Here is a 26343-nt window from a genome sequence, read left to right as displayed (position 1 = left end):
CTCTGTATGATTATTCCTTGGGAGCAAAGATCCATATTTTCATCTCACTAAAAGGAGAGTACTTATGAAACTGATCAAATTTATCGTTGAAAGAAAGATTCTGGTTGGACTTGTGGCAGTCCTGGTCCTGCTGACCGGGAGCTATGCAGTTCTTGAGCTTGATAAGGAGCTCATGCCTGCCATGAAGATGGATGGCGGCTATGCAGAGATCAATGCGGGAGAAATGCCTGCGATAGAAATTGAGCGATCGATTACCACTCCGCTTGAGCAGCAATTAAAAGGGCTCGACGGGGTTGAAGATGTAACGTCCACTACAATTGCCGGAAGAAGCTCCATCCAAATGGCCTTTGAGCAGGGCCGGGGTGACGAGGTTTTCAAAGAAGTGGAATCTGTCATCAATTCTTCCACTGCCGGGATATCTGCTGTAAAGGAAGTAGAAATGGGGCAATACGGCGCTAGCCAAAGCTATGAATTTTTCCTGGATCTGTCGAACGGCAATCTTGAGGACATAACCAGATTTGCAAAGGAAACATTGGAGCCGCGGCTTGAAGCTCTGCCTGAAGTAAGGGATGTATCGCTTTCCGGCATGGAGGAGGATGAAGTAAACATTCTCTTAAACCGGGAAGACATGCTGAAAAAAGGACTGGATGCTTCCGGGGTGATGGCTGCCATCCAGCAGGTGAACAGCGAAGCGACGCTCGGTCAGCTCAAGCTGGAAAAGGAATCCCCTTCTGTCCGCTGGAATACAAAGCCGGGTTCAGAAAATGACATAAGGAATATTGAAATTGCTTCTCCTTCAGGCTTCATCAAGCTTGGTGACATTGCTGATATTACAGTAGCGCCGCAGGAAAGCTCCTCTTTTGTCTGGAAAAATGGCACCAAGGATCTTGTGTTTGTCCAGGTCGGGAGAGTTTCGGATGCAACCCAGATCGAAATGGCTGATGCTGTCCGCGGGGAAATCGAAAAAATCCGTGAAGAAGGGCTGATCAAGGGGTTTGAGCTGAATGAGATGGTTGCGCAGGCTGACTATGTACAGGAATCCATTGACGGCGTCGCGTCCAACATCCTCATTGGGGGCATCATTGCTGTAGTGATTCTCCTGTTATTCCTGAGGAACTTAAGGGCCACTCTCATTGTCGGAATCTCAATTCCGACATCCGTACTCCTGACTTTCGCCTCGATGTGGATGTTCGGATACAGCCTCAATATGCTGACACTTATCGGCCTGGGATTGGGAATCGGCATGATGGTTGACTCTTCCATCGTCATTCTGGAATCCATCTACCGCAAAAAAGAGCAGGGGCTTGCCCGTCTTGAGGCCGTATTGGAAGGAACGAAAGAAGTATCGGCAGCCGTAATCGCAAGTATGCTCACTACCATCGTCGTATTTTTGCCGATCGGGCTGCTGGGCGGAGAAATGGGCCAATTCATGATCATGCTGTCGGCAGTTGTTGCAATCACACTGATCAGTTCAGTACTGGTTTCATTCACAGTCATCCCTTCCCTGTCAGAGAAGTTCCTAAAAATTTCCAGCAAAAAGAAAGCCCGCAGGGAAGGACCGCTGCTTCGTTTTTACAGCAGGGTGATTAACTGGACTGTAAAGAAAAAGCGCCACAGTTTTGCAGTGATTGCAGCCTTTTTCCTCATGTTTGCAGGCTCGCTGCTGCTTATTCCAAAAATACCGATGACAATCATGCCGGATGTGTTCAACCGCTATTCCGAGCTGATGGTTGATTTGGAGACCGGTGTATCCATCAAGGAAAAAGAAGCGGTTGCCGCAGAAATGAATGAAGGCTTGAGCAAAATCAAGGATGTAGAATCCAATTATGTTATGGACAGCGGCGGTATGATGTACACCATCATCAATATGACCAAAGGGGATGATATTACAAAATCCCAGAAAGAGGTCAACGAGGAAATCATGAAGGCGCTGCGCGAGCTTGAGGATACCCAGCCAATTGAAAGCGTCCAGAGTGCGATGTCAGGCGGCGGCGGCTATCCTGTGCAAGTTAATTTGAAGGGCGAAAGCTTTGAAGAACTGGAGACTGTTTCCGATTCTTTTATAAAGGAACTTGGGAAAATAGATGGAATCGTCGCTATTACTTCTTCCATGAAACGCACATCACCTGAAGAGATCGTAGAATTAAAGGAAGACGAAATTCAAAAAGCCGGACTGTCCGGACTGCAGGTCAAGCAATTCATTGAACAGTCCTTTATGGAAATGCCGCTTGGCGAGGTTTCACTCCATGAAGAATCTGTTCCCCTCATTTTAGGATGGAGCGAAAAGACGGCAACTAAAGAGGCGCTCATGAAGCTCTCCATCCCTGCTGCCGGAGGAGAAAAGAAGCTGTCAGAGCTGATTAGCCTGAGGAAGATCGATGCGCCGAATGAAATCTCCCATAAAGATGGTGAAAGATTCATATCTATTTCGGCTGATATTGAGGACAGGGATCTTGGCAGCATCAACCGTGATGTACAGAAACTGATCGAGAAATTTGATGCACCGGCAGGCTACACTTTATCTGCAGCCGGAGATTTGGAGCAGCAGCAGGAACTGATCAAGGATATGGTCTTCATCCTTTCCATCAGCATATTCCTTGTATACCTTGTCATGGCGGTTCAATTCAATCATCTGGTTCAGCCGATCATCGTCATGTCGGTCATCCCGATGACAATCGTCGGCGTCATCCTCGGGCTCTTCCTGACCCAGCGAGAGCTGAGCGTCATGTCGGCAATGGGAATCGTCATGCTGATCGGCATTGTGCTGAACAATGCCATCCTGCTGCTGGACCGGACCAACCAGCTGCGCAAAGAAGGAGCTGCAATCACTGATGCACTCATTCAGGCCGGAAAGGACCGGATCCGCCCGATCTTTATGACGACCCTTACAACAGCTGGCGGAATGCTGCCGCTGGCCCTTGCTTCCGGCACATCCGGAAACTATCAGGCGCCAATGGCAACAGTCCTCATCTCCGGGCTGATGTTCGCTACCTTTATAACACTTCTGCTGATTCCGGCTGTGTACCGCTTATTCAGCCGCTCTCCCAAGAAGACGAAGGAGCAGCCGGAGCCTGTGATGGAGAATGCAAGCTGATGAGAGAGGCCCCGCTTTTGGCGGGGCTTTTCTCTTTTTGTTCTTCTATTTGCTGATAACGATAGATAATTTGTAGCTCACTGCATTGCTGAGTCCCGTCAAAAATTCATCCAATCTTTCATTGGATGGGAATCTGCATTCAAGCAGATAGCAGCTTTCCCCACTCACTTTATAGTTATGGATGATGTACTGTTCTTGTTTCTTAACGAAAGATAAATACGGCTGATGATTGGCGGTTTTCGTATAAATATGAAGGATGGCATGAACTGGGTAACCCATCTTTTCCTTATTTACTTTAATGGTATATCCTTCAATAACCCCTGAATCCTCCAGTTTTGCAACTCTGGCTGAGGCCGCCTGTCCGGTCAGGTGGACTTTTTCACCGAGCTCTTTCATCTTTATGCGGCTGTTTTTTGAAAGCTCTTCTATAATATGTTTATCCGTACCATCTAACATCCCAACAAATCCTTTCATTAATCAAGTGAAAGTGCTTAAAGACTTGATTTAATCTATGTAAAGCCAAAAGGGTCTTATTATAAACTATACTTACATTATGGAAAAGGAGCTGTGCAATATGATTATACAACAAATCCGAAATGCAACTTTGGTTGTCCATTACGCTGGGAAAAAGTTTTTAATCGACCCATTTTTAGCAGAGAAAGGTACTTATCCCCCCTTCCCTAATTCTATCAGGCAGGAACAGAAAAACCCTTTAACCAAACTGCCATTTTCTATTGATGAAATAGTTGGTCAGGCAGATGCAGTCATTGTAACCCATCTTCACCTGGATCATTATGATGATGCAGCCAAAAACGCACTTCCAAAGGATATTAAAATGTTCGTGCAAAATGAGGAAGATGCCAGTTCAGTCAGAAGTGACGGTTTTCGAAATGTAGAAGTCCTTAAAGAGGATACAGTATTCGAAGACATCCATCTGATAAAAACGAAAGGCGAGCATGGCAGGGGAGAAATTCTGAAGCTTGCTGGTCTGGTGTGCGGTGCAGTCTTTAAACATCCTTCCGAAAGAACACTCTATATAGCCGGAGATACTGTCTGGAATGCAGATGTTCAGGAGGAAATTGATGCACATCTTCCAGAAGTCATTGTAGTAAATGCGGGAGATAATCAGTTCCTTGAGGGCGGCTCTCTTGTGATGGGCAAGGATGATGTATATGAAGTGTGCAAGGCTGCCCCTAAGGCTAAAATCATTGCAAGCCACATGGAAGCAGTCAATCATTGGACATTGTCCAGGGACGAACTCAAGAAGTTTATTAAGGACAAGGGAATCTCTTCTAATGTGCTGGTGCCTGATGACGGTGAATCTTACTCGTTTTAGTGAAAAAACAGACAGGATAATCCCCCTGTCTGCTTTTACATTGCCTCTGCCCTCTCTTCCTCCGAAAAATACTGGTTCATCCCAGGCTTCAAAGCCAGCCAGATGACATAAAAAGAAAGCAGCAGGTTTGCTCCGGCAAGGACGATCGTTGAATAGCGCAGAGGGATGATATCACCGATGATCCCGATGCCGAGCAGGAAAATGATTTGGGCAATGCTTTGGAAGACGGTCAATACACTCGTCATCCTCCCCATGATGGAGATGGGGATATTATTCTGGTAAAACGTCTGAAAGCCCGCGCTCATAAAGGCATTAAAAAAGCCAAGGAGCAAAAATCCTGCAGTGACCATCGCGAATGAATAGGATAAAGCATAGATCATATATCCTGCTGAGACCATGAGCATCCCGATGGCCATGAGCTGCTTGATGCTCAGCAGCCTGGAAATAACGGTGATCAACAGGGCTCCAAGCGCAAAGCCGATACCTGTGATGCTGACCAGGAAGCTGTAGTCAGCCTCGGACAGCCCGACTGTATCCTGGATGAACACAACCTCCTGTGAATCCAGGGCAAGGGAAAACAGGCCGAACGCAAGAAAGCTGGCATAGACGGCAAAAACAAAGGATTCTTTCTTGCTGAAGTTGATCACTTCACGCCAGTCTTCCTTTAGGTGCTCAAACACGTTCCTCTTTTCAGGCAAAGGTGCATCCTTATCTGCATCAGGAAGAAACATGATGATGAGGGCCGAAACAAGAAATGAGAGGCTGTTCAAGTAGATGGCCGTGTCAATGGTTCCGATCAAAAACAGCGCACCGGCAATGGAAGGGCCGACAATGAAGGCCCCGGATGAGACAAGGCTGCTGATCCCGTTGAACCGCTTCCGGCTAGCTGCTGGTACCAGCATGGCTATATATGTAGTGGATGCCGGAGCAAAAAATGCCTTTGCAAGACTGATGACAAACAAGCATACATAAATCAGTTCCACACTGCCAAGCAGCGGGATAACCGCGACTCCGGCAGCCCGGATGATATCCGTAACGATCATCAGCTTCTTTTTATTGCTCCGGTCAACAACTCCCCCGCTCCAGGAATTCATCAGCACAGCTGTAAGCGGCCCGATGATCCACAAGCCAGCGACCGCTGCAGCCGAACCGGTCATCTCGAAAACAAGCAGATTGATAGCAATCAGATAAATAAAATCCCCCAGCTTGGAAATGCCGATGCCAGTCAGGAGAAGTGAAGCAAGCTTCCAATTGAATTGGTTCATAAATTCACCCTTGTTGTGGGAATAGTCAATCAACTCATTATAGCATGCGAGTCCCTTATCCTCTTGGGAAGATGTTACAAACTGCCAAACTCGTATAAAAAGAGGAAGGCAGCGCCCTCCTCTTTTGCTGGAACCACTATTTTTGGTTTTCGTTGAAATAGCGGTTCTAGCTGCTAGCACCACTACTCCCAGTTTTCACAGAAATAGTGGTTCTACCTTCTCATGCTGGAACCTCTACTTTCCGTTTTCTCAGAAATAGTGGTTCTACCTTCTCTCGCTGGAACCACTATTTTCCGATTTAACAGAAATAGCGGTTCTACCTCCTCATGCTGGAACCACTATTTTCGATTTTCATATAAATAGCGGTTCTACCTCCTCATGCTGGAACCACTATTCTCGATTTTCATAGAAATAGTGGTTCTACCTTCCACTACTGGAACCACTATTTTCGATTTTCATATAAATAGCGGTTCTACCTCCTCATGCTGGAACCACTATTCTCGCTTTTCATAGAAATAGCGGTTCTACCTCCTCATGCTGGAACCGCCATTTCCCTTTTCACAAGAAATAGCGGTCTAACCTCCAGCCCCTGGAACCAGGGCTCATAGCAAACTCCACTTAACCTTCAGATACAGCCTCTTCCTTCGGCTTCGAAAAGAACCAGCCGCCAACTGCAATTAAAATAAGCACGATATAGAACGTGATTTTCCATTCAGAAGATTTGGCAAATCCTTCTGCCAGTACCCCAAGCGCCGGATGTGAGAGTGTGTACACAGACAGCTTAACGCCTACCCAGCCGACAATCAGGAATGCGGCAACTTCGAGGCCAGGCCTTGAATGCAGCAGCCCGACAAACAGATTGGCTGCGAAGCGCATGATAATCAGACCGATGAAACCTCCGGCAAAGATGACAAGGAATTTTCCTCCGTCAAGTCCACCGATATTCGGAAGCCCTGAATCCGGGAGCGCGATCGCCAAGGCAACAGCCGCAAGGATTGAATCGACAGCAAAGGCGATATCAGCCAGCTCTACCTTAAGAACAGTTACCCAAAAGCCTGATTTCTTCTTTTCTTCTCCCTCTTCCTCCTCCTTCGCTCCGAATTTTCTGGCGGCAAGCTTACGGACAATATGGTTGATACAGATGAATAACAGGTAAAGCGCACCAATCGCTTGGACCTGCCAAACGTCGACCAGGAATGAGATGACAAATAATGAGCCGAACCTGAAGACAAAAGCTCCTGCCAGACCGTAGAATAATGCCTTTTTCCGCTCCTCTTCAGGCAGATGCTTGACCATGATGGCCAGTACGAGCGCATTGTCAGCGGCTAAGAGCCCTTCGATGGCTACCAGGAGCAGCAGCACCCAGCCATATTCCATTAATAATGCAAAATCCATTTTTTGAACCTCCTATTAATCTGATTATTTTTCTATTCCATGCTTTAATTTCAGTGAATCCGGCGCCATCTTGATCATCCGCTCTACAACAAATCCAGCCACTGCCAAATCATCGACGATTCCTAGGATGGCTAGATAATCGGGAATAAGATCGAATGGGAAAAAGGCATACGTCAAAACGAGCAGGATGCCGAGCGCCTTCTTGTGGGCCTCAACCTCCTTCGATAAAAAGAAATCTTTCAGAAAGGGTATGACCTTCCAAAATTTAAACAGAAACTTGATTCTCCGGAAAAATTTCATGCTGCTTCACACTCCTTATTGCGATTTTGCATACCTCTCATCCAGCCGCTTTTCAATTTTTTCAATCTCTCTCTTGTCCTTCAGAAGCTCTTCCTTGTTCTTCCTGATCAATTCTTCAAACTGGAACTTCTTCTTTTTCATGCCTGACACCCCTTTTAAAATTTTTAACAGAAAAAAAGCCTTTGCCACATCCGGCAAAGGCTCAATAAACAAATAAAGACCTTTACCCGAATCAGGTAAAGGTCTTGCTAACAACGTCATGGTTGCCAACAAAGCCGGGAGAAAACTCCGAAATGACGACTTTGCTGTAAAAGCTACTCCCCTTTAGGAGACTATTTAACTGTTGCCTTTATCATAATATAAACCTTCTGGGCTGTCAAACTTTCTTCTGCAGGAAGGAAATGGCATATCCAATGGCAAATTATTATACAGACCATTTTTTAAGGAGGATAACCATGCAAAAATTTGTATCTCATATTGCCACGATTGAAATACCTGTCTCAGATCTTGAAAGGTCCATAGCGTTCTACAGAGAAATATTCGGTGTCTCGGTTCACTTTCATGGGGAAAAAGCTGCCATGCTGACATTTGAAGCCAAAGGGGTGCCGACCATCTTTCTTGTAGAGACTGGCAGTGAAGGAAATCTGTCTTTCCATAATACATATACAGGGGTCGACCACACCGTTGTTGATTTTTATACAGAATCTCTTAAAGAGTTCAGAGATTGGCTCCAGGAAAAAAAGGTAGAAGTGGGTCCGCTTAATGTACATCCTGAAAACGGGATGGGCGGGTTTGGCTTCAAAGACCCGGACGGCAACAATCTGAGCGCGTGCAATGTCCTTCATCCTGGACAGTAAGCATTAAAGGTGGCATTGCCCCTTTTTCTGCTTTGTCCACACCTTTCTCCCCCAAAGCGCATTATATGTATCCGTAAAGGATGTGAAATCATGAACATTGCGTCAATCGGGGAGCATTGTGTTGTAAGGATCAACCGGCAATTTTACCTGCTGCTGGAAATCGATTTTACTTTTGAGGCGATGAACAGGAAAGAAACCATTTTTATCCTATTGACCGAACAAGAAGCCAGTGCGCTGACAGAAGCCTCTCTATAAAAAGCCATAGGTGTCCTCCTTTGAAGGCAGGCGCCTATGGCTTGCTTTGCAATTAGATATGAAAAAATTTGGCGGTACGCTTAAACAGCGCTATCTATGCTTAAATACATAAACGCATATCAGTTGCCCATCCCTTCTGTAAACGTTATATTTCAGAGTAGATGGAAGAAATGAGGGATCAGGATGAAAAAAGCTGAAATAGAATACAAGATACAAGATCTTAAGCTTGATTACGTACGGCTCCAAAACGATCTGGAGAAAATGGAATCTGTCGACGGAAACCTGTCTCCGCTCGAAAAACAAATCCAGGCAATCGAGGCAGAGCTGAAAAGTTTGTATAAAGAATTGGAAAACGAGTGATATGAGTTTTGGGTAAGATAATCGGGCCTGTCTTATTTTAGACAGGCCCTGTATATTGATAAGTGCAATTTAATGCGTAACAGGCCGGCTTGAAACCGGTCCTTATATTTAAAAAGCAGACATTCTATGCATGAGTCGCCGCGGTGAGGCCAAGTCATGTACCGAATAGAGCTTATCTATGCATGACTCGTCGATTTGAATCCAAAGGATGCCTGAATAACCTATCTCTGCACGACTCGCCTCAACAAGCGAGTATTTTATATGACTTTAGTAATAAAATTCACACCTCATAATAGGAAGATTGATTTATTTTTCCAATATTTAGATATTATTATTTTCAGCAGCTCCTTCCTCCCGTTTACAATAGGGATTGTTATCTTATAATCGGAGGAACATATTATGAAAATCAATTCTCTTATTCTAGTCATTCTTGTTGTACTGCTGGCTGCCTGCGGGAACAGTCAGGATGAGGAAGCAGGCAAAAAGGAGCCTGTACAGGATGAGGCAGCCCAAAAGGAAGATCAGGATTCTGCTGAGGATGAGGACAGTGATAAAGAGGCTGTTGAAACTACGGTGCTTACAGCGCGTGAGGATGCAGGCGATTATGATGTGAAGCTTGAAGGCGAAATCCACCGGAAAGATCAAAACATCACAGTCACAGGCACCACCAATCTTCTACCCGGTTCAAAGCTTTTCCTTTATACCGATCCGCTAGACGGCACCATCATCGGAAGCGCCGGCACCACTCTTGTCGAAGAGGATGGAAGCTTCACACTTGAAGACAGCATCCCGGATGATTATAAATATCCGGTGATTTATACAAAAATCATTTTCAAGCCCTCTGCCAGCAGCGATGAGGTGAATGAGCATTATTCCGTGGATGGCAGCAAGCTCGAAGGGGCATTCGTCAGGCTTGATGAGGAAGGCGGAGAACACCAGAAGCAGATTATCGCTGTGAATGAAATTGACCTGTCCCAGCCGGAAAGCACGGTCATGATTGAAGAACCGGAATGGTCAAAGCCCGATGATTACGGAGCTGTTCAAATCCGGATGGAAACTGAAGTGACCGAAGATGAAGATTTCATTTACGTTAATGGCAAAAGCAATATTCTGGAAGGAGCATCTGTTACAGGAGGCGTTAGTGCAGAAGGCTATATCATCACAGGCTTCAATGACCGTGCCGATGTCTTGCCTGACGGATCCTTCCGCCTGGTCATCTCCAACCCGATGACCGAAATCAAAGATCTGAAATCCTATCAAGTCAAAATCATGTTCGACCCCACTGATGGCAACGGCTTATCCTATATCAAGGAAACCTACGGCGAAAAAGGCGAAAAGCTGCAGGGCGGTCTGATCAAAGACGAAAACGGGACCAACATGGCGGTCTATAGCTTTAAAGTCGGGAAATAGGAGGGCGTTTCTGCCCCGCAGCCAGTGAAGAAGGCGTCTCCAAAAAAGGAGACGCCTTCTTCATGCCTGGACTGTCAGCGGATGCTTAAACTCTGCCGGCAGTCTGCTATGTTCGCCATTATATTTTACAAATAAAACATGGCTGTCTTGATACTTCACCTTTTCCAGCACATCGGTCTTTGGAGAAGGGGTGAAATAAAGCGCTGCCCTGTTTGTCTCCTTTCCTGCGAGCCTTCCGGCAAGGCCGGCCGGATCCCAATCAGGTTCAGAGGAAATGATATCATACACATGCAGGACATCCTTTTCCTGCCTGGCGAGTACAATGGCCCGATCTTCCGGGAGGTGGTAGATGTCATCATGGAACACATTCAGGCAGTAAAACATGAGCAGCTCTCTTGTGTTGACTGCATCAAACCCGCCTGGAAAGGTTCTCCTGCCTGCCATCTCATAAATGAAGCTTAGATCCTCCGGATTTCTGCCATCCAATTTGCGGATCTCGCTTTGATTGCTGTCGGCGTTGGCTTTAATGAAATATTGCGTTTCCTCTACCGGACTGAACCCAAATTTCGGATAAAAATCGAGCACAGTTGAATTGGCAAAAAGGTAAATGAAATCCGCTCCTTGATAGTCTTCCAGGATGCGTTCCATCAACTGCCTTGCCAGCCCTAGATTGCGATAATCCTTATGCGTCATGACAGTGCCCACCTGGACACCCTTCCAATCCTTTCCTTCTCCTGAAAACCCGATCAGATTTGCCGATGCATTGGCCACCACTTTTTCTCCGTCGGCAAAAGAATAGGGTATGTATTTATCTGACCAGTATCTGAGGTCAAACCAGTTCTCAAATTGGATGCCGAAAGTCTCTTTCGCCAGTTCATTAAAACTCTTGCGCAATATTCGGTTTTTTTCATAGCCTGAGACAAACGTCAGCTTCTCCAGTACAGCCATATTACTTTCCTCCCATCAAGGCTTCTTTGCTTTTATAGTAAGGCGGAAAATGATCAGCGTCCAATCTTTTTTCAAAAAAATCCCTGATTTAAGTTTACAGGAAAACACACCGGGAACGAGTGGAATATCTAATCATTACACAGGGAGGCGGAAGAGATGAGCCTGCTTTTTTACAAAGCAATGGAAGCGTTCAAAAAAGATGCTGAACGCGAAGAGCAAATGAAGCGCCAAGCGGCAAGTCAATATCCGAGAAAGCAAAAATAAGAACCCTTTTCCCTTTCCTGTCCATCCTTTCGAGGGTGGATTTTCTGTATAAGAAAAAGGATAAAATCCCATGGGATTTTATCCTTTTTCATTTTGCCGGGCTCTTTCCAGCAGCTGCAGGAATGACCACTTTAGCAGAAGTAACCGAATGATGTGAATCTAAGGTAACCTGGCCGCCATAGCGGCTGGTGATCTGTTTTACAATGAACAGCCCCTGGCCTCTTGTTTTGCCTTTTTCCGGTTTTTTCGTTGAAAATCCGCTTTCGAAAATCTTTTCTTTATCCCATGAATTTATGCAGGGGCCTGTGTTTGTCACGGTAAACATATAGCGGCCTTCACCTGCCGTGCAGGATACTGACAGCTTCCTTTCTTCCTCAGGAAGCTCAAGGGAAGCCTCTATGGCATTATCTATCAAATTAGAGAGGATTTTAATCAGGTCTGTTGTTTTAATAAGATTAAAAGAGTCCTCAGAAACGGAAAATCTGGCTTCGATGCCGTAATTTTGCGCCAGCAGCCTTTTTGTTTCAAGCAGTACCCCCAGCCCGGGGTTGACCGTATCGAGCTTGATGGATTCAATGGAATGCACTTCCTTGGATAGGGCCGTCAGATAAGAAAGGGCCTGATCATAGCTCTCAATCTTCAGCAGGCCGTGAAGCACCTGGATATGGTTTGAGTAATCATGCCTCAATGACCGGACTGAGGAAAGAAGCGAATCAAACTCTGCCTGGTACGTATATTCCGTCTCACCGACTTCATTTTTCAGCTCGCGCTGGTACCAGCGCTGGATAAAGATGAATGCTGCGAGGAGAAAAAGTACAAAGACTCCGTTGAAGACCAGGTTGGATAAACTGCCTTTCAGCACCTTGCTGCTGATGCTTCCGATCATTTCCGCGCTGATGTCGATGGCCAGGAAACCAATGGTTGCACCTTCCGAATTTTTGATTGGCGCGCCTGCAGTCAAATACTCTCCATATTCGGGATCCTGGATGAGGCCGGTACTAAAAGGCTTCCCATTATAGGCCAGCTTCACCTGCTCCTCAGGTACAGTGCAGATCCCGCCGATTGGAAACTCTTCGGCACCTGGCGGGAGCCCGGCTATCATTGCCCTCGAAACCTCGGGATTATCAATGAGGAGGGTATACACATGGAGCGAGCCTGTCTTCTTCCTGACATCCTCCAGATACCTTTTGATAGCTTCATATTCCGGCCCTTTTTCCGGATTTTCCAGAAACTCCTCATAAATGATGACTGGCATGGTATCTGCAATAGATTTGGCTGTTTCAAGCGTCTGGCTGGCGATGGACCTTACGGTAGAGCCCTTTATGCTTACATAAGATATATACATGTTGAAAATAGTAAACAATAGCAGCAATCCTGCTGATATTACAATGATGGCTTTGAGCTTGGCATTTTTCATCTGCTCTAACTTCCTCTTCTTGATAACACTTATAGTAAAAATAGCCTAAATTCAAGTTTACTATATTTTGAGGGTGAGCACATCATAAAATAGGTTGGGAAAATTTCAAAAACAGGCCAGTCTGAATGGCCTGCTTCATTTCATTCTATTCTTCCTTTTCATTGTGCTCCAGATAAGTGCTTTTATCATTTTCAATGAGATGCTTGAGCACCGATAACCGGTTATCCCAGAACCGGTCGAAATAAGCGAGCCATTCCCTCAATTCAGCGAGGGATTCTGGCTGGAGGGTGTAAAGCTTCTCCCTCCCCGCCTTTCGCCCCTTGATCAGCTTCGCTTCTGAAAGGATATGGAGATGCTTGGCCACTGCAGTTCTGCTAATGGAAAAATGGCCGGCAATTTCTGATACAGGACGCTCCTTCTCTGCAACCAGCCTTAAGACTTCGCGGCGCGTCGGATCGGCCACAGCCTGGAAAACATCGTATTTTTGTGCCGGGGCGGACATTATGACTCCACAGCTTTCTTCAATTTTTCTACAATGCCTGACCAGCCGCCGCTCATGCGCTCCCTGACAACGCCGCTCGCCTCGCGGGCCTTTGGCAGGATTTCACCGGTTTCCTTCCAGCCGGCATGGATAAGAGTGAACTCTGTTTTCCCGTCCTTCTCTTTTAACAGGAACGAAACAGTCCATCCATCATTGTCCCAGAGAAAAGAAAGCCTGTAAGGCGGATCAAGCTCGGTCACCTTGCATGGAGAAGGCCCAAAAGGTGACTGAAGATGAAATTCACAGCCCAGTTCAGGCTTGAAATCATTCGGCATGAACCATTCCGCGATTCCTTCTGAAGAGGCTACCTTTGCCCATACTTTCTCAATTGGTGCTTCAATGGTGATGACCTTGACGATATCATCTGCTTTTGCCATAATGATTCTCCTTTTCCGACGAATATACAACCTTTTGGTTACACTTTTAAAATATAACACCTTATGGTTATATGTCAATGGAAGTTCATATAGGAAACCTTGCCCACAATCGGAATAATTTTTTCCCAACCTCGGCAATCTAACACTATGACAAAAGACAGGGTGAATGATTGTGCAGACTGACTGGTTTTCTATCCTTCCATTTCTGATTGCAATACCAATTGCCATAAAAACCAAACAGGTCCTTCCAGGCCTTTTTGCCGGCCTTCTCGCCGGATCCTTCCTTCTTCAGCCGACACTGGCAGGAGGCTTGGAGACGCTCATCCGTTTTCTCGTTAAAGGGCTCATAGATGAAAATAATATTAAGATCATCCTTTTTCTTTATGCTTTTTCCGGCCTTGTCGGCATGATCAAGATTTCCGGGGGCATCAGGGGGTTTGTTGAGGAGGCGTCAGTCAGGATCCAAAATAAAAGGCAGGCACTCCTTCTCACTTACCTTTCCACGGTTGGGACCTTTTCGGCCCCCAGCTTCCGGTTCGTCACGATTGCGCCGATCATGCGGGCACTTTTGAAAAAAGTGAAAATGTCGACACAGGAGCTTGGCTTTGTTATCGAGACCACAGCAACTCCCATCATTGTCCTGATACCGATCGCTACAGCCTTTGTCGGCTATATGACCTCCATTGTCGATATTGCTGTCAGCAATGAGAACATAAATGCCGATCCTTATGATCTGTTCCTGAGGAGCATCCCTTTTAATTTCTTTTCATTTGTGATGATTCTTCTCGGCATTTATTTGAGCTTCTTCCATCATTCAAAGTCAACGCAGGACAGCAATCCTGAAAAGATCGGAAAATCCGGCGATGATGAAGATGACTGGCATACTTGCGACCCGGCTGTTGGGAGAGACTTGCCGGAAAAGCCGTGGAATCTGTTGGTACCGCTTGCGCTTGTTGTTGTTCTGACTTTAATATTCACATGGTGGGACGGCTATAAGAAGGCAGGGGGCTTTGCCGCTGCCTTCATTAAAGCGGATGTGATGGATGCTATGCTGATTGCCCTTGTATTTACTGTTTTATTTACATTTTTGTTTTTCCGGTTCCAAAAGACGAAGACGTCCGATCTTTTGAACAGCTTCGTGATCGGCGGGAATGACCTTATGTCAGTCATCGTCCTGCTCGCGGTTGTCTGGGGGCTGTCGTCCGTAACAGAGGCGCTGGGCTTTTCCGCGTTTGTCACCCGATATTCGAGCTGGATTCCTCCATCCATCGTTGTGCCGCTGCTCTTTTTATTCGGAGCAGCCATCTCATATTTCATCGGGTCGGCATGGGGCACCTGGGGCATCCTGATGCCGCTCGGGATTTCAATGGCTGCTGCTTCAGGGATCTATCTTCCGCTCGTCATCGGCGCTGTCTTTGCCAGCGGGACCTTTGGTGCATTTGCCTCCCCGCTGAGCGACGATACGAATACGATCGCCCGGATCCTGAATTTGTCTGTCATTGAATATGCCCGCTATAAGCTGAAGCCTGCTTTGATTGCCGCCGGTATTACTGCCGTATTGTATGCGGGGACCGTATTTTTCTTCTGACAGCTGAATTGCCCTCACCGCACCGAGTGAAATGTGGTAAAGTTAAAGGGCACAAAACTGAAAGGGGAATCATATGACACACCAAGATAGTGGATTGCCAGCTAAAACATGCAGCATTGAAAGACTCGTTACGGTACCGGCGGATATCGAGAAGGTACTAAAAGGAGAAAAGACAGCTACGAGAAGGAATGGCAGGTATGCTGATATCGGGGAAATCATGGTGCTCAAGGATAAAGAATTCATCGTGACTTCCGTTTACAGCCAGACTCTCGGTGAGCTTACCGACGAACATGCCCGCCAGGAAGGCTTCGGCTCTGTCGAGGATTATAAGCAGACAATCCTTTCGTATCATAAAGGAATGCCTTGGCTTCCGCATATGAAGGTATGGGTCCACGAATTCAAACCGGCTGAAGCGTAAGACTCAATGGATTTAATCTACCGGGCTGTTATATACATACATGTACTTAGTGCGATTATGTCAATCGGGCCATTCTTCATCCTCTTCCCGATTGTGAAGAAGCTGAAGACTGCCGCCGGTGCCGAGCTTGAAGCTTATATGGATACTTTCCGGTCCGTTGTCAGGCTCTCCAAGCACTCCGGTCACGTCCTTGTAGGATCCGGCGTGATTTTGATCGCAGCCGGACCTTGGACATGGGGCACCTCCTGGGTTGTCATGACCCTGATCATCCTGTTTCTCTCCCTCTTCTTCCTGGCGCGCGCCTTCACTCCGAAGCTGCGGAAATTCAAGGAAGAAGGGACCGATAAGAAAATAGCAGCTGCCGAGCTTAACCGCACTGTCTGGATTTACATCATCCTTCTTTCGGCCATGCTCTGGTTCATGGTCGTCAAGCCTGGTGTTTGGTGAGACGGTCAGCCTATTGAGGAGAAACAGGATAAAATGCTAAAACCTTGCCTTAATCCGGCAAGGTTTTTATTTTATAGAAGAAATAATAGTATTTATACAGAACAATGATTACCAGCATAATCCTGACTGCTGTGAGATCCGTCAAGAAGAATACAATGATGATCATGGCGTCAGCAAACAGCAGGATCGTGAATTTTTGCTTCAGTGTCATCGACTTATTTTTCACAAAGCTTTCTAAGTGCTTTTTGTAGATCCCTGTCTGCTTGAACCAGACTTCAAACCTTTTGGATCCTTTCATAAAGCAGAATGAAGCCAGCAGAAGCAGCGGGGTGGTTGGAACGATGGGAAGGATGATGCCAAGGATGCCAAGGCCAAGAGCCAGAAAGCCGGCTGTGACGAATAAAATCTGTTTTATTTTCCTGATAACACCTGCCCCCTTCCTTTTCTGAGTTTAAATCTACCATTTTTCATAGTAAAAAGATATATCTGCTGTAGTGATGCAAAACTCTATAAACAAAGGCCCTGCATCTGTGCAGGGCCTCTACTTTATCGGGCAGTCACTTTGTTCAGGAACTGCTGTGTCCGTTTGTTTTGTGATTTTTCAAATACGTCCTCTGGTGTTCCCCTCTCGACAACGACGCCCCCGTCCATAAAGATGACTTCATCGGCCGCATCGCGGGCAAAGCTCATTTCATGCGTAACAATGACCATTGTGATGTCTTCTTTGGCCAGATCCTTCATAACCTTCAGCACTTCTCCTACCAGTTCCGGGTCAAGAGCTGATGTCGGTTCATCAAAGAGCAGCACCTGCGGATCCATCGCCATTGCCCGGGCAATGCCGACCCGCTGCTGCTGGCCGCCGGACAGCTGGTGCGGGTAATTATCGGCACGATCTTTGAGCCCCACCTTTTCGAGGAGGCCCAGCGCTTTTTTCCGCGCTTCCTCTTTCGAGCGCTTCAAGACGACCATCTGGCCTTCCATTACATTTTCAACCGCGGTCAAGTGCGGGAAGAGATTATAATTCTGGAATACCATGCCGGTCTGCTTGCGGAAGGCTACCATTTCCGCCGTTTTAATTTTCGCAGAATCCCCAAACTGGAGCGTTTTGTTTCCAAGCTCGATCTTACCGGCATCAGGAGTTTCGAGCAGATTCATGCATCTGAGAAGTGTTGTCTTCCCGGATCCTGAAGGGCCGATGATAACGGCCGTTTTCCCGGTCGGGATGGACAGGTCGATCCCTTTCAGTACTTCCAGTTCGCCGAATTTCTTATACAGGTTTTCAATCTTTATCATTCAGGCACCTCCATTATTTTGCGACGCTTCTTCCAAAACGGTCTTCAAGCTTGTTCTGGAAATAAGACAGGACTGTGCTGAAAATCAGATAAATAAAAGCAACCTCGATGTACAGCCACAGCGGTTCATAGGTGGCTGCCGCAATCTGCTGCCCCTTTTGGAACATCTCGGTAACCGTGATGGTCGCTGCCAGGGAAGTATCTTTTACCAGGCTGATAAAAGAATTCCCGAGCGGAGGGAGTGAGACTCTGACTGCCTGGGGAACGATGATGCGCCTCATGGCCTGGCTCCTGGTCATCCCGACAGAAGAAGCCGCTTCCCATTGCCCCTTAGGGATGGAAAGAATTGCCGCCCGGATGATTTCAGAGCTGTATGCACCCTTGTTCAAGGTAAAAGCAATCACAGCTGCCGGGAACGGATCCAGTGTGATGCCTACGCTTGGAAGTCCAAAAAACAGGATGAAAATCTGGACCAGCAGCGGGGTTCCCCTGAAGATCCAAACATAAAACCTGGCCAGTGCGACAAGCGGCTTGATGCTGGACAATCGGGCAAGGGCCACAAAAAACGCAAGAATCAAGCCGAGGGCAAATGTAATCAGTGTGAGGGGGATCGTAAAATAGATCCCGGCTTTTAGAATAGGAAAAAAGGAATCAGCGAGGATTCCTATAATTCGTTCTGCGCGTTCATCAAACATCTATATCAGATCCTTTATTTCGATACGTCTGTGTTGAACCATTTTTTTGAAATTTCCAGGTATGTTCCGTCTTCCTTCATTTCTGCAAGAGCTCCGTTCACTGCTTCGACAAGATCATCGCTGCCTTTGCGGAAAAGGAAGGCATTGCTAGTTGCATTCTCTTCTTCATAAACTGTTTTAACAGGAAGCTCAGGACGCTGCTTCTTAAGGTCAAGATAAGAAAGGCTGTCGTTGAGTGTCGCATCGATCCTGCCTGATGTTATCAGATCTATTGATTGATTGAAGCCTTCTACCACCGTGTTCGTAGCCCCATGCTCTTCAGCAATTTTACGGTAGTTTGAGTCCAGTGACTGCCCGACCTTTTTGCCGTCCAAATCATCAAGCGTCTTGATTTCATCATTATTTTCATGAACGATCAGCACCGCTTTAGAAACGATATATGGATCTGACATATCGTATTTTTCAAGGCGGTCTTCACGGACGGCTACTTCATTCGCAACCAGGTCATAGCGTTTTGCATCAAGTCCGGCAATCATGCCGTCCCATTTAGTCTCAACAAACACAGGCTTGATATCAAGGCGCTTGAACACTTCTTCTGCAATTTCAATGTCAAATCCGGTCAGCTTTCCTTCTTTATCATGGTAGGTGAAGGGGGCATAGGTTCCTTCAGTCCCGATAGTGATTTCGCCTTTTTCCTTGATCTGGTCATACAGGCTCTGGTCTTTCGCTGTATCTTTGTCTCCATCGCCGCTGCTTCCGCATGCAGCAAGGGAAATCGCTAATGCAAATGTGAGTAAAATTAGTGCGTACTTCTTCATGCGTGCATCAATCTCCTAGTATTTTTATCGGTTTAATTCAAACAACGTTACTTAGATTAATTCACTGGTGAAAAAAAGTCAACATATATTGCTCGGTATTAAAAAGAATCCCCTTAATGCCTTTATTTCATGTGCAGATAAAAACTTTCAGCCGGCAATCCCTAAAATCAGGCAAACCCGCATCCTTTGCCAGATGCGGGTTGAACTTTACTTTTCTTTTTTCTGGTTCAGTGATTTTAAGGCACCGCGGAATGCCTGGTCATCCATCCTGCTGTCAGAGGAATCATGCTTTTTCTCTTTTTCCTTCATAAAAGATTGCAGGGCCTGCCGGTATGCATGGTCTTCCATCCGTTCTGCATCTTCCGCAGCAGGCTTTATTGGTGTGCCTGCTGCTTCCCCTGCATCCTGAACGGGTTCAGCAGGATGTTCCTCGGGAGCCTGGAGCACTGCCTGGCTGGCACTCTTTTTTTCCTCCAGCTGCCCATGTCTGCGTGTAGAGTTTAGATTGGCAGCAATCAGGAGGGCAGCCACGATTAAAGCAGCCAAAAGGCAAAATATGATGCCGGCCATTACTGACCAGCTCCGTCTCTGCCGGCATCAAGCCGTCTGGCCAGAAGTGAAACCCGTTCACCGAGGGCTCTCCCGAGTTCCAGCCCTTCATTTGATATCTTCTCGTCTGAATCAATCGGGCAGGTGATGCCGACACCATAATAAGAGCCGTATAAGGCATTTGCCGGAATATTGGCAGGCAGTCCGGCAATAATCATCCCTTGATGGAGCATGGGCGTAATCAGATTGAGCATCGTTGCCTCGAGGCCACCGTGAGTGGTTGCCGTTGTACAGAAAACCGCGCCGATTTTATTGACCAGCTTTCCTTCCGCCCATAAATAGCCCAGCTTATCGATCCACGCCTTCAAGCCTGAGCTGATGGTTCCAAAATGGCCCGGGCATCCCCATATGATGGCATCCATTTCCGGGAGTTTATACACATCTGCCTGGCTGACATGATCAATCAATACCTCTGCTCCATCTATCGTCCGGGCGCCTTCAGCAATGGACCTGGCCAGGGCTTCCGTATGCATGCCTTCGCTATCGTAAACCACGTATATCTTCAATTGCCTTTCCTCCCCGCATTTTTCCTTTAATCGCTTCTTTTAGAGCGAAATTTTCACTTCCGCATTCATCCCCGGCAGCACTTTGTCTGAAGCATTTTTCAGGGAAATTTTCACTGCGACCTTTTGGGCCACTTTGGTGTAGCTGCCATTGGAGCTTTGCTGGGGCAGCACAGAAAATAATGAATTGGTGGCAAAGCCGATTTCCTCTACTTCTCCATCAAATAATGTGTTCCCATCTCCATCAACCTTGATTTCAACACTGTCTCCCACTTCAATCTCCTTCAAGTCTTTTTCCTTAATATTGGCCGTAATATAAAGATGCTCCATGTCTGCAGCAACTGCCAGCGCCTGTCCCGCCTGGATCATCTGATGAGGATAGGCTTGATTCTGGATGACCGTGCCGTTCATATAGCTGCTGACAGGAACAGAAGTTTCTCCTGCCGCTACTTTTCCGACGCTTGCATTCTCGGAGACACTTTTCCCCTCTTCCAGCTTCCATTCTGCAAGCATCCCTGATGCCGGTGCCGTTACCTGCATCATATCGGCTGATACCACTGCATCATCCGTCGTTACATAGTTTTCATTCTGGTAATAGTAATAAGCACCTGCTGCAATCAATGCGAACACAACCAGGATGCCAATAATATTTGTCAGGATTAAACGTCCTTTACTCATTCATCTTTCTCCTCTCAGGTAACCTCTATTATTTATGTGCCTGCCGGCTGTCCGGAGCGGGCAGAAGAATTCTTTTTTGCTTTTGGACAAGCGAGCGCCCTTTCCCTGTCGCAATCTTGCCGATGGAAGCCAGCAGCATGATGACGCCGATTCCCAGCATGATCGTAAACAGGTCATGGTATGCCGTAAGGATGGCCGACTTTTTCGCATTAACGACCAATTCATAGAATGCCATGCTCTTCGCCTTGGCCAATGGCAATCCGCTTTCCATCAGATGCCTTGTCATCCTGGCCATTTCCGCCTGTACTTCCGGGTCATATTTACTTGCGTGGTTCCTGACTGCTTCATAATGATACGCATTCTGCCTGTATATGAACCAGCCGAGCAACGGAGCAGCCACTGCCCCGGCAAAATTCCTGATCGAATGCAGGGTGACTGACCGCTTGGAGGCTTTATGGATGTCCCCGGCCAGGGCCGTCCCAAGTGCTCCTGCCACCAGCACCATGCTGACTCCTGCCCCAAGGCAGGCGATTTGGAAATAGAGAGCATGAAGGGAGATATCAGGAGTGATGTTCATCCATCTCCAGCTGACGTAAATGACAGCCAGTGAACCGATTGTCCCCAGAATGCCTGCTCCAAGCCTGTCATATAATAAAGTTTTCAGGATAGCTGTGATCAATATCCCGATGAAAAACCAGAAATAAAAATGAGATAGATACTCAAATGGCAAGTCTTTATTATTCCGGAGAAACCCATTGATCCCGGCAAGGGCAAAAATGAGTGAAATATGGGACGCGACTGCCATGATTGTGCCTGACACCGGCTTGGCTGCCTTGAGAGAGCCAAACGGAACCAGCGGATTCTCCGATTTTAAATCAATATAGATAAAGAGGAGCATGATGATGGCGGCGAGAACCAGCAGCGGCCAGATCCTGATCGATGAGAAGCCCTCTTCCATCAGATTGCAAAGGGGATAGGCGAGGCTTAGGATAAATAACCCTAACAGGAAAATCCCTTTTTTATCCGCAGGCGGCTCCTTATGTTTTTTCTCATCCTGTGCTGATGGAAGAAAAATACTTCCCATTACAAGGCATAAAATGCTTGAAACGATGTTCAGGATAAACAGCCAGCGCCACATGCCTGATGAGAGCGAAATGCTTCCAAAGAATGCCCCGACAGCACTCGACCCGAATAGTCCCCCAATCGCCATCAGCAGGAAGGTATTGCGGATTTTGTTCGGAAAAGAAGTCAGGCTGACCGGCAAAATCGTCAGGAAAAGGATACCGGCGCTGATTCCCTGTATGATCCGGCCGGCCGTCAATGTTGTAATGCCCAGTGACAGCGCGTCCAGTACAGAGCCAAGCAGGAAAACCAGCACAAAGGTCAGATAGTTCCTCTTAAGGCCGATCTTCCTTGCCAGCACCGGACCTAGCGGCACACCGAACGCAAATGCAAGATTGGATAATGTGGACGGCAGCAGCAGATCATTCGAACCAAGGTTCAGGCCGTTTTGAATGATCCCCTGATTGAGAATATAAGATAAATTTAAAAAGTACTGCGGTCCGATAGAAAAGATGGTCAGAATGGATATGGCCAAATATCGCGGAATGGCCATCTTTTTCGAATCAGAGCCGGAAATATTGACAGGTTGACTCAACAGCAGATCCTCCTTTCAAAACTTATATTTCTTTTTACAAGTTGCATTATACAACTTATAGACAATATATTGTATTATACAACTTTACAGTGATTCTGCAACAGGTAATTTCCAACAAAAAAAGAGCCTTGGCGGCTCTCTCCTCATCCGTATTATTTTCCCCATAGTTTGAAATCTTTATTAAGCCTTGTCAGGCTGGCTTCCAGCCCTGCCAGCTCGTCCGGTGACCAGTCTTTCAAGATTTCCCCATAAACAGACTGGCGCGCTTCCTTCACCTTCTGAAGCACCGCCCGTCCTTTATCTGTCAGCTGGACCAGGCTGATCCGGCCGTTATGTTCATCCGGAAAACGTTCAATATAAGCTTTTCCTTCGAGAACGGCGATCTGCCTGCTCGCTGTAGAGAGATTCAGCATCAGCTTTTCTGCCAGTGCATTGATTGCCAGGGGCTCATGCGCAGAAATCTCACTCAGCAGCAGATACTCCGACCGGTCAAGGCTCCCCAGCTTCGGACTGTGGGCAGTCGTCAGCCTCACAAGCATCGCAATTTCATATTCAATCTGCCGTAAAGTATCCTTCAGCACCATCCGCCCCCCTCTTAATAAACGCCTTTCTTCTATTTGTGATTATGAACCATTTTACCTGAGGTATCAAGGGATGAAATGTGATGGACTCTGTTTAGAGATAGCTAATTCGCGGCGTGTCCTGCACAGTCTATGGACCACAACACTCATAATAGAGTTGGGGCCCAGCTCTGCCATGCTTAAGCTGATCGTCAATTCTCCAAAACTCTCAGCAGCACAGCTTGACGGTCAACGTCTGAGTCCTTTCCTGGATGGCCATATTGAGAAAAGAACCTCTGTCTGTCCTTAGGCGCTATCCCGCTTCTTTTGACCGGAATTCCATAGCTTACTAGAAAGCAGTCAAGGGAAACGGCCCTCCTGAAAAATTCCGGCGAATCAGTGCTATCTACCCTTCTCCCATGCTGCTGTAGCCTTCATTGGCCCACAGAGAAATCATGGCAGCAGCTATCATAAGAAGAGTAAAGACAATAAAAGGATGCATGCTCCCTTTTTGCCTTCTTTTTCTATGCTTTTTTTCCTTCATACCATCCCCTCCCCTTTCCATATATAAAGAGAAAAGAAGAAAAAGCCAGGCATCGCCCGGCTTTTTCAATGTTATTTCCTGATCTTTTCTATTTCATCGGCTACAAATTGCACTGATGTGCCAACGATGACCTGAATGCTTGTAGGACCGACAATATTGATTCCCGGAACCCCGGTATCTTTAATCTTTTTCTGGTCGACCTGCTCCATGTCCTTCACTTCAATGCGAAGGCGGGTCACACAGTTGTCTACAGATGTAACATTCGCATCTCCGCCGAGGCCGTCATAGATTTTAGCAGCCATGATGGCGAATTTTTCACTTCCTGCCGCAGGGGCAGATACTTCTCCGCCTTCAGCGCCCTCTGCTCCCTCAGTCATTTCAACCCGGCCAGGAGTGGATAGGTTAAACTTGGTGATCAGGAATCTGAACAGCACATAATACAGGACTGCAAATACGAGACCCTGAACCAGGAGCATCCACGGCTGGTTGGCAATAGGGATCTTTAGGCTCAATACAAAGTCGACCAGCCCTGCACTGAATCCGAAGCCTGCTGTCCAATGGAAGAAGGCCGCAACAGCAAGGGATATTCCCGTCAATGCCGCATGCACGACATAAAGAGCAGGCGCAATGAACATGAATGAGAATTCCAGCGGCTCAGTCACTCCCGTAAAGAAGGAAGCAAAGCCTGCAGCAAGCAGCAGTGATGCCGCCATTTTCTTCTGTTTTGATTTCGCCGTATGGTACATGGCCAGGGCAGCAGCCGGAAGACCGAACATCATGACAGGGAAGAAGCCTGCCTGGTACATGCCAGTCACCCCTTTAGTCCCTTCGCTTGCCCAGAACTTTCCGATATCATTGATTCCGACAGTATCGAACCAGAACACAGAGTTCAAAGCATGGTGGAGCCCAGTTGGGATCAGGAGCCTGTTAAAGAACCCGTAAAGCCCTGCGCCCACAAAGCCCATCTTGCTTATCGCTGTCCCGAAGGATACCAGTCCGGAGAAGATGAGCGGCCAGACAAAGAACAGGATTGCGGCCACGGCCAGCATTGTCACAGCGGACATGATCGGAACAAGCCGCTTTCCGCTGAAGAATGCCAGGGCATCCGGAAGCTTCACCTTGGCAAAGCGGTTATACATAATCGATGCTACAATCCCTGATAAGATACCAACAAAAGCATTCTCGATCTTCCCAAAAGCAGGGTTTACATCGGCAGCGTCTACACCCTGCAGCATCGCAACCGTGTCAGTTGATAGCAGTGTTGTGACAACGAGATAGGCGACCAATCCGGAAATAGCTGAGGAACCATCTTTTTCCTTCGCCATTCCCAAGGCAATTCCGACCGCGAACAGCACCGGAATATGATCAAGGATAGAGCCTCCAGCTTTAATCAGGAAAGCGGCAGCCGGGTTTCCTGCCCCCCAGCCGTTTGGATCGATATAATACCCAATCCCCATCAAAATCGCAGCCACCGGCAGCACGGCTACAGGCAGCATTAAAGAGCGGCCCATTCTCTGTAAGTACTTCATGACCATTTTTATTCCCCCCTGGATGAAAAACTTGTTTGTCTAATTTGTAATGCAGAACGGTCCTCCTCTTCGTGATATTTTATAAGATAAACGAAAAAAGTCCATGCCTGCATCTATTATAGTTCACAAAATTGTAAATATTCAATCAAATTTCTAATTCTGCCTTACTTATTTTGCACTTTTTTAATAAAAGCCGTCAAGCGCTTCTGGTATTCTTCTTCAGCGATTGTATAAGCCTCTGTATGACCGGCCCCCGGCACAATCCAGATTTCCTTCTCGCTTGTCGCCGCATCATAAATCCGGTCTGCCATTTCGGTCGGGACCAGTTCGTCCTGGTCACCGTGGATGATGAAGAGCGGAAGCTTATTCTTTTTCACCTGTTCAACTGCCGAAGCTTCGCTGAACGTATAGCCTGCCCTTACCTTCGTCACAGCGCTCGTCACTTGCATGAGAGGGAATGAAGGCAAATGGTACAGATATTTCAGCTGGTGGGATAGCTCTTCATGAACGTTTGTGTAGCCTGAATCCTCAATGATCCCTTTCACTTCCGGCGGAAGCTTTTCCCCGCTTGCCATCAGGACGGTCGCTGCCCCCATGGAAAAGCCGTGCAGAAAAATATCAGTTGCCCCTTCCTCTTTTATCAGCCTGCTGGCCCACTTCACATAGTCCTTCCGTTCATGCCAGCCATAGCCGATATAATTCCCTTCGCTTAAGCCATGGCCCCTGGCATCCGGCTTCAGGACGTCAAACCCCTGCTCATAGTAAAATTTCGTAACGCCCGGCATCTGTTCGCTGCTGCCTTTATATCCATGAGCCAGGATGACTGCCCTGCCATTGGAATCCGGGTTCTTCAGGAAAGCTGCCTTTAGCTTCAGCCCGTCGTCCGAAGTGATTTCAACAGTCTTGAAGTCTTGTTTTTCCGTCCACTCCATCACTTCAGCAAGCTTGGCAGCTTCTTCCTCGGCAGCCATTGCACTGGCTGCCCTCGATTCGCTGCCGCCATGAAGCTTTAAGGCCTCATTGCTCCGATTGATTGCTACATTATAAAAATAGTTTCCTGCTCCTATCAGAACCGCAGCGAGAAGCACGATGACACTGCCGCTAATCAGGAGGATCCTTTTCTTTTTCTGTTTCATTCTCCTACCCCATTTACTATTTATCTTGAAACCATTATATCTGCCATTTC

30 protein-coding genes are annotated in these 26343 nt (G+C 47.0%); 9 read left to right on the top strand and 21 right to left on the bottom strand.

All coding sequences use genetic code 11. The features are described from left to right. The first annotated feature begins 64 nt into the window (after positions 1-64). Entirely contained in the window at positions 65-3094 is a 3030-nt protein-coding gene (locus tag N288_RS05160; protein ID WP_022543499.1) for an efflux RND transporter permease subunit, read from the top strand. 45 nt (positions 3095-3139) lie between these two features. On the opposite strand, the gene N288_RS05155 is transcribed toward N288_RS05160, so the two are convergent. Further along, on the bottom strand, positions 3140-3550 hold the full coding sequence (locus N288_RS05155; protein WP_022543498.1) for an Lrp/AsnC family transcriptional regulator: 411 nt from the start codon (positions 3548-3550) through the stop codon (positions 3140-3142). Positions 3551-3668: 118 nt separating this feature from the next. On the opposite strand from N288_RS05155, the gene N288_RS05150 reads away from it, so the two are divergent. Continuing rightward, positions 3669-4430, top strand: coding sequence for an MBL fold metallo-hydrolase (locus tag N288_RS05150; RefSeq protein ID WP_022543497.1), 762 nt, complete (start codon positions 3669-3671; stop codon positions 4428-4430). A gap of 35 nt (positions 4431-4465) precedes the next feature. Here the strand turns inward: N288_RS05150 and N288_RS05145 are convergent, their stop codons facing one another. The 4 genes from N288_RS05145 to N288_RS24580 form a co-directional block, all read right to left on the bottom strand. Then, positions 4466-5695, bottom strand: coding sequence for an MFS transporter (locus N288_RS05145; RefSeq protein ID WP_022543496.1), 1230 nt, complete (start codon positions 5693-5695; stop codon positions 4466-4468). Positions 5696-6313: 618 nt separating this feature from the next. Further along, complete coding sequence (locus N288_RS05140) at positions 6314-7090, bottom strand: TerC family protein (protein WP_009791561.1); 777 nt, start codon at positions 7088-7090, stop codon at positions 6314-6316. A gap of 24 nt (positions 7091-7114) precedes the next feature. Then, positions 7115-7390 carry a YkvA family protein gene (locus tag N288_RS05135; RefSeq protein WP_009791562.1) on the bottom strand — a complete coding sequence of 92 codons (276 nt, stop codon included), beginning with the start codon at positions 7388-7390 and terminating at the stop codon, positions 7115-7117. A gap of 15 nt (positions 7391-7405) precedes the next feature. Next, positions 7406-7531 (bottom strand): FbpB family small basic protein, encoded by a 126-nt coding sequence (locus N288_RS24580; RefSeq protein WP_083783065.1) that lies wholly within the window; start codon positions 7529-7531, stop codon positions 7406-7408. Positions 7532-7845: 314 nt separating this feature from the next. On the opposite strand from N288_RS24580, the gene N288_RS05125 reads away from it, so the two are divergent. The 4 genes from N288_RS05125 to N288_RS05120 all read left to right on the top strand — a co-directional run bounded on the left by N288_RS05125 (position 7846) and on the right by N288_RS05120 (position 10272). After that, on the top strand, positions 7846-8247 hold the full coding sequence (locus N288_RS05125) for a VOC family protein (RefSeq protein ID WP_022543495.1): 402 nt from the start codon (positions 7846-7848) through the stop codon (positions 8245-8247). 90 nt (positions 8248-8337) lie between these two features. Continuing rightward, positions 8338-8502 carry a hypothetical protein gene (locus N288_RS25050; protein ID WP_009791565.1) on the top strand — a complete coding sequence of 55 codons (165 nt, stop codon included), beginning with the start codon at positions 8338-8340 and terminating at the stop codon, positions 8500-8502. Positions 8503-8685: 183 nt separating this feature from the next. Further along, a complete protein-coding gene (locus tag N288_RS25345) occupies positions 8686-8862 on the top strand; it encodes an SE1832 family protein (RefSeq protein ID WP_009791566.1) in 177 nt (58 codons plus the stop codon). Positions 8863-9261: 399 nt separating this feature from the next. After that, positions 9262-10272 (top strand): hypothetical protein, encoded by a 1011-nt coding sequence (locus N288_RS05120; protein WP_009791567.1) that lies wholly within the window; start codon positions 9262-9264, stop codon positions 10270-10272. A gap of 60 nt (positions 10273-10332) precedes the next feature. Here N288_RS05120 and N288_RS05115 read toward each other — a convergent pair whose 3' ends face one another. The 4 genes from N288_RS05115 to N288_RS05100 form a co-directional block, all read right to left on the bottom strand. Further along, positions 10333-11220, bottom strand: a complete 888-nt coding sequence (locus N288_RS05115) for a GNAT family N-acetyltransferase (protein WP_009791568.1) — start codon at positions 11218-11220, stop codon at positions 10333-10335. A 352-nt stretch (positions 11221-11572) separates the two neighbouring features. After that, entirely contained in the window at positions 11573-12901 is a 1329-nt protein-coding gene (locus N288_RS05110) for a sensor histidine kinase (protein ID WP_009791570.1), read from the bottom strand. 145 nt (positions 12902-13046) lie between these two features. Then, a complete protein-coding gene (locus N288_RS05105) occupies positions 13047-13403 on the bottom strand; it encodes an ArsR/SmtB family transcription factor (protein ID WP_009791571.1) in 357 nt (118 codons plus the stop codon). Then, on the bottom strand, positions 13403-13819 hold the full coding sequence (locus tag N288_RS05100; RefSeq protein WP_009791572.1) for an SRPBCC family protein: 417 nt from the start codon (positions 13817-13819) through the stop codon (positions 13403-13405). The genes N288_RS05105 and N288_RS05100 overlap by 1 nt, the downstream gene beginning before the upstream one ends. A gap of 172 nt (positions 13820-13991) precedes the next feature. Here N288_RS05100 and N288_RS05095 point away from each other — a divergent pair, with 172 nt between their 5' ends. The 3 genes from N288_RS05095 (at position 13992) to N288_RS05085 (ending at position 16272) form a co-directional block, all read left to right on the top strand. Continuing rightward, positions 13992-15407: a Na+/H+ antiporter NhaC family protein gene (locus N288_RS05095; RefSeq protein WP_035401275.1), complete on the top strand. Its 1416-nt coding sequence runs from the start codon at positions 13992-13994 to the stop codon at positions 15405-15407. Positions 15408-15480: 73 nt separating this feature from the next. Next, complete coding sequence (locus N288_RS05090) at positions 15481-15825, top strand: ASCH domain-containing protein (RefSeq protein ID WP_022543494.1); 345 nt, start codon at positions 15481-15483, stop codon at positions 15823-15825. A 6-nt stretch (positions 15826-15831) separates the two neighbouring features. Continuing rightward, entirely contained in the window at positions 15832-16272 is a 441-nt protein-coding gene (locus N288_RS05085) for a hypothetical protein (RefSeq protein WP_022543493.1), read from the top strand. 49 nt (positions 16273-16321) lie between these two features. Here the strand turns inward: N288_RS05085 and N288_RS05080 are convergent, their stop codons facing one another. From N288_RS05080 to N288_RS05025, 12 genes are all read right to left on the bottom strand, one after another. Further along, a complete protein-coding gene (locus N288_RS05080) occupies positions 16322-16678 on the bottom strand; it encodes a YbaN family protein (RefSeq protein ID WP_269147786.1) in 357 nt (118 codons plus the stop codon). 140 nt (positions 16679-16818) lie between these two features. Further along, the gene (locus N288_RS05075) at positions 16819-17565 is read right to left on the bottom strand and encodes an amino acid ABC transporter ATP-binding protein (protein WP_009791578.1); all 747 of its coding nucleotides are present in this window, start codon (positions 17563-17565) and stop codon (positions 16819-16821) included. Positions 17566-17578: 13 nt separating this feature from the next. Further along, positions 17579-18259 (bottom strand): amino acid ABC transporter permease, encoded by a 681-nt coding sequence (locus tag N288_RS05070; RefSeq protein WP_009791579.1) that lies wholly within the window; start codon positions 18257-18259, stop codon positions 17579-17581. Positions 18260-18273: 14 nt separating this feature from the next. After that, positions 18274-19077 carry an amino acid ABC transporter substrate-binding protein gene (locus tag N288_RS05065; RefSeq protein ID WP_022543491.1) on the bottom strand — a complete coding sequence of 268 codons (804 nt, stop codon included), beginning with the start codon at positions 19075-19077 and terminating at the stop codon, positions 18274-18276. A gap of 207 nt (positions 19078-19284) precedes the next feature. Then, entirely contained in the window at positions 19285-19647 is a 363-nt protein-coding gene (locus N288_RS05060) for a hypothetical protein (protein ID WP_009791733.1), read from the bottom strand. Further along, positions 19647-20192 carry an NAD(P)H-dependent oxidoreductase gene (locus tag N288_RS05055; protein ID WP_022543490.1) on the bottom strand — a complete coding sequence of 182 codons (546 nt, stop codon included), beginning with the start codon at positions 20190-20192 and terminating at the stop codon, positions 19647-19649. Before N288_RS05055 ends, N288_RS05060 begins: the two co-directional genes overlap by 1 nt. 39 nt (positions 20193-20231) lie before the next feature. Beyond that, positions 20232-20867 carry an HlyD family secretion protein gene (locus tag N288_RS05050; RefSeq protein WP_009791735.1) on the bottom strand — a complete coding sequence of 212 codons (636 nt, stop codon included), beginning with the start codon at positions 20865-20867 and terminating at the stop codon, positions 20232-20234. 28 nt (positions 20868-20895) lie between these two features. Continuing rightward, positions 20896-22524 carry an MFS transporter gene (locus N288_RS05045; protein ID WP_022543489.1) on the bottom strand — a complete coding sequence of 543 codons (1629 nt, stop codon included), beginning with the start codon at positions 22522-22524 and terminating at the stop codon, positions 20896-20898. Positions 22525-22676: 152 nt separating this feature from the next. Further along, entirely contained in the window at positions 22677-23108 is a 432-nt protein-coding gene (locus N288_RS05040; protein ID WP_022543488.1) for a MarR family winged helix-turn-helix transcriptional regulator, read from the bottom strand. A 382-nt stretch (positions 23109-23490) separates the two neighbouring features. After that, positions 23491-23628 (bottom strand): hypothetical protein, encoded by a 138-nt coding sequence (locus N288_RS05035; protein WP_156916998.1) that lies wholly within the window; start codon positions 23626-23628, stop codon positions 23491-23493. Between the two features lie 71 nt (positions 23629-23699). Continuing rightward, positions 23700-25163, bottom strand: coding sequence for an N-acetylglucosamine-specific PTS transporter subunit IIBC (gene nagE / locus N288_RS05030; RefSeq protein WP_022543487.1), 1464 nt, complete (start codon positions 25161-25163; stop codon positions 23700-23702). A 158-nt stretch (positions 25164-25321) separates the two neighbouring features. Beyond that, positions 25322-26293, bottom strand: a complete 972-nt coding sequence (locus N288_RS05025; RefSeq protein ID WP_022543486.1) for an alpha/beta hydrolase — start codon at positions 26291-26293, stop codon at positions 25322-25324. Positions 26294-26343 lie beyond the last annotated feature (50 nt).

The organism is Bacillus infantis NRRL B-14911, from assembly GCF_000473245.1.
GTDB lineage: Bacteria > Bacillota > Bacilli > Bacillales > Cytobacillaceae > Bacillus_AB > Bacillus_AB infantis.
This window is presented reverse-complemented; position numbering and strand designations above follow the sequence as displayed.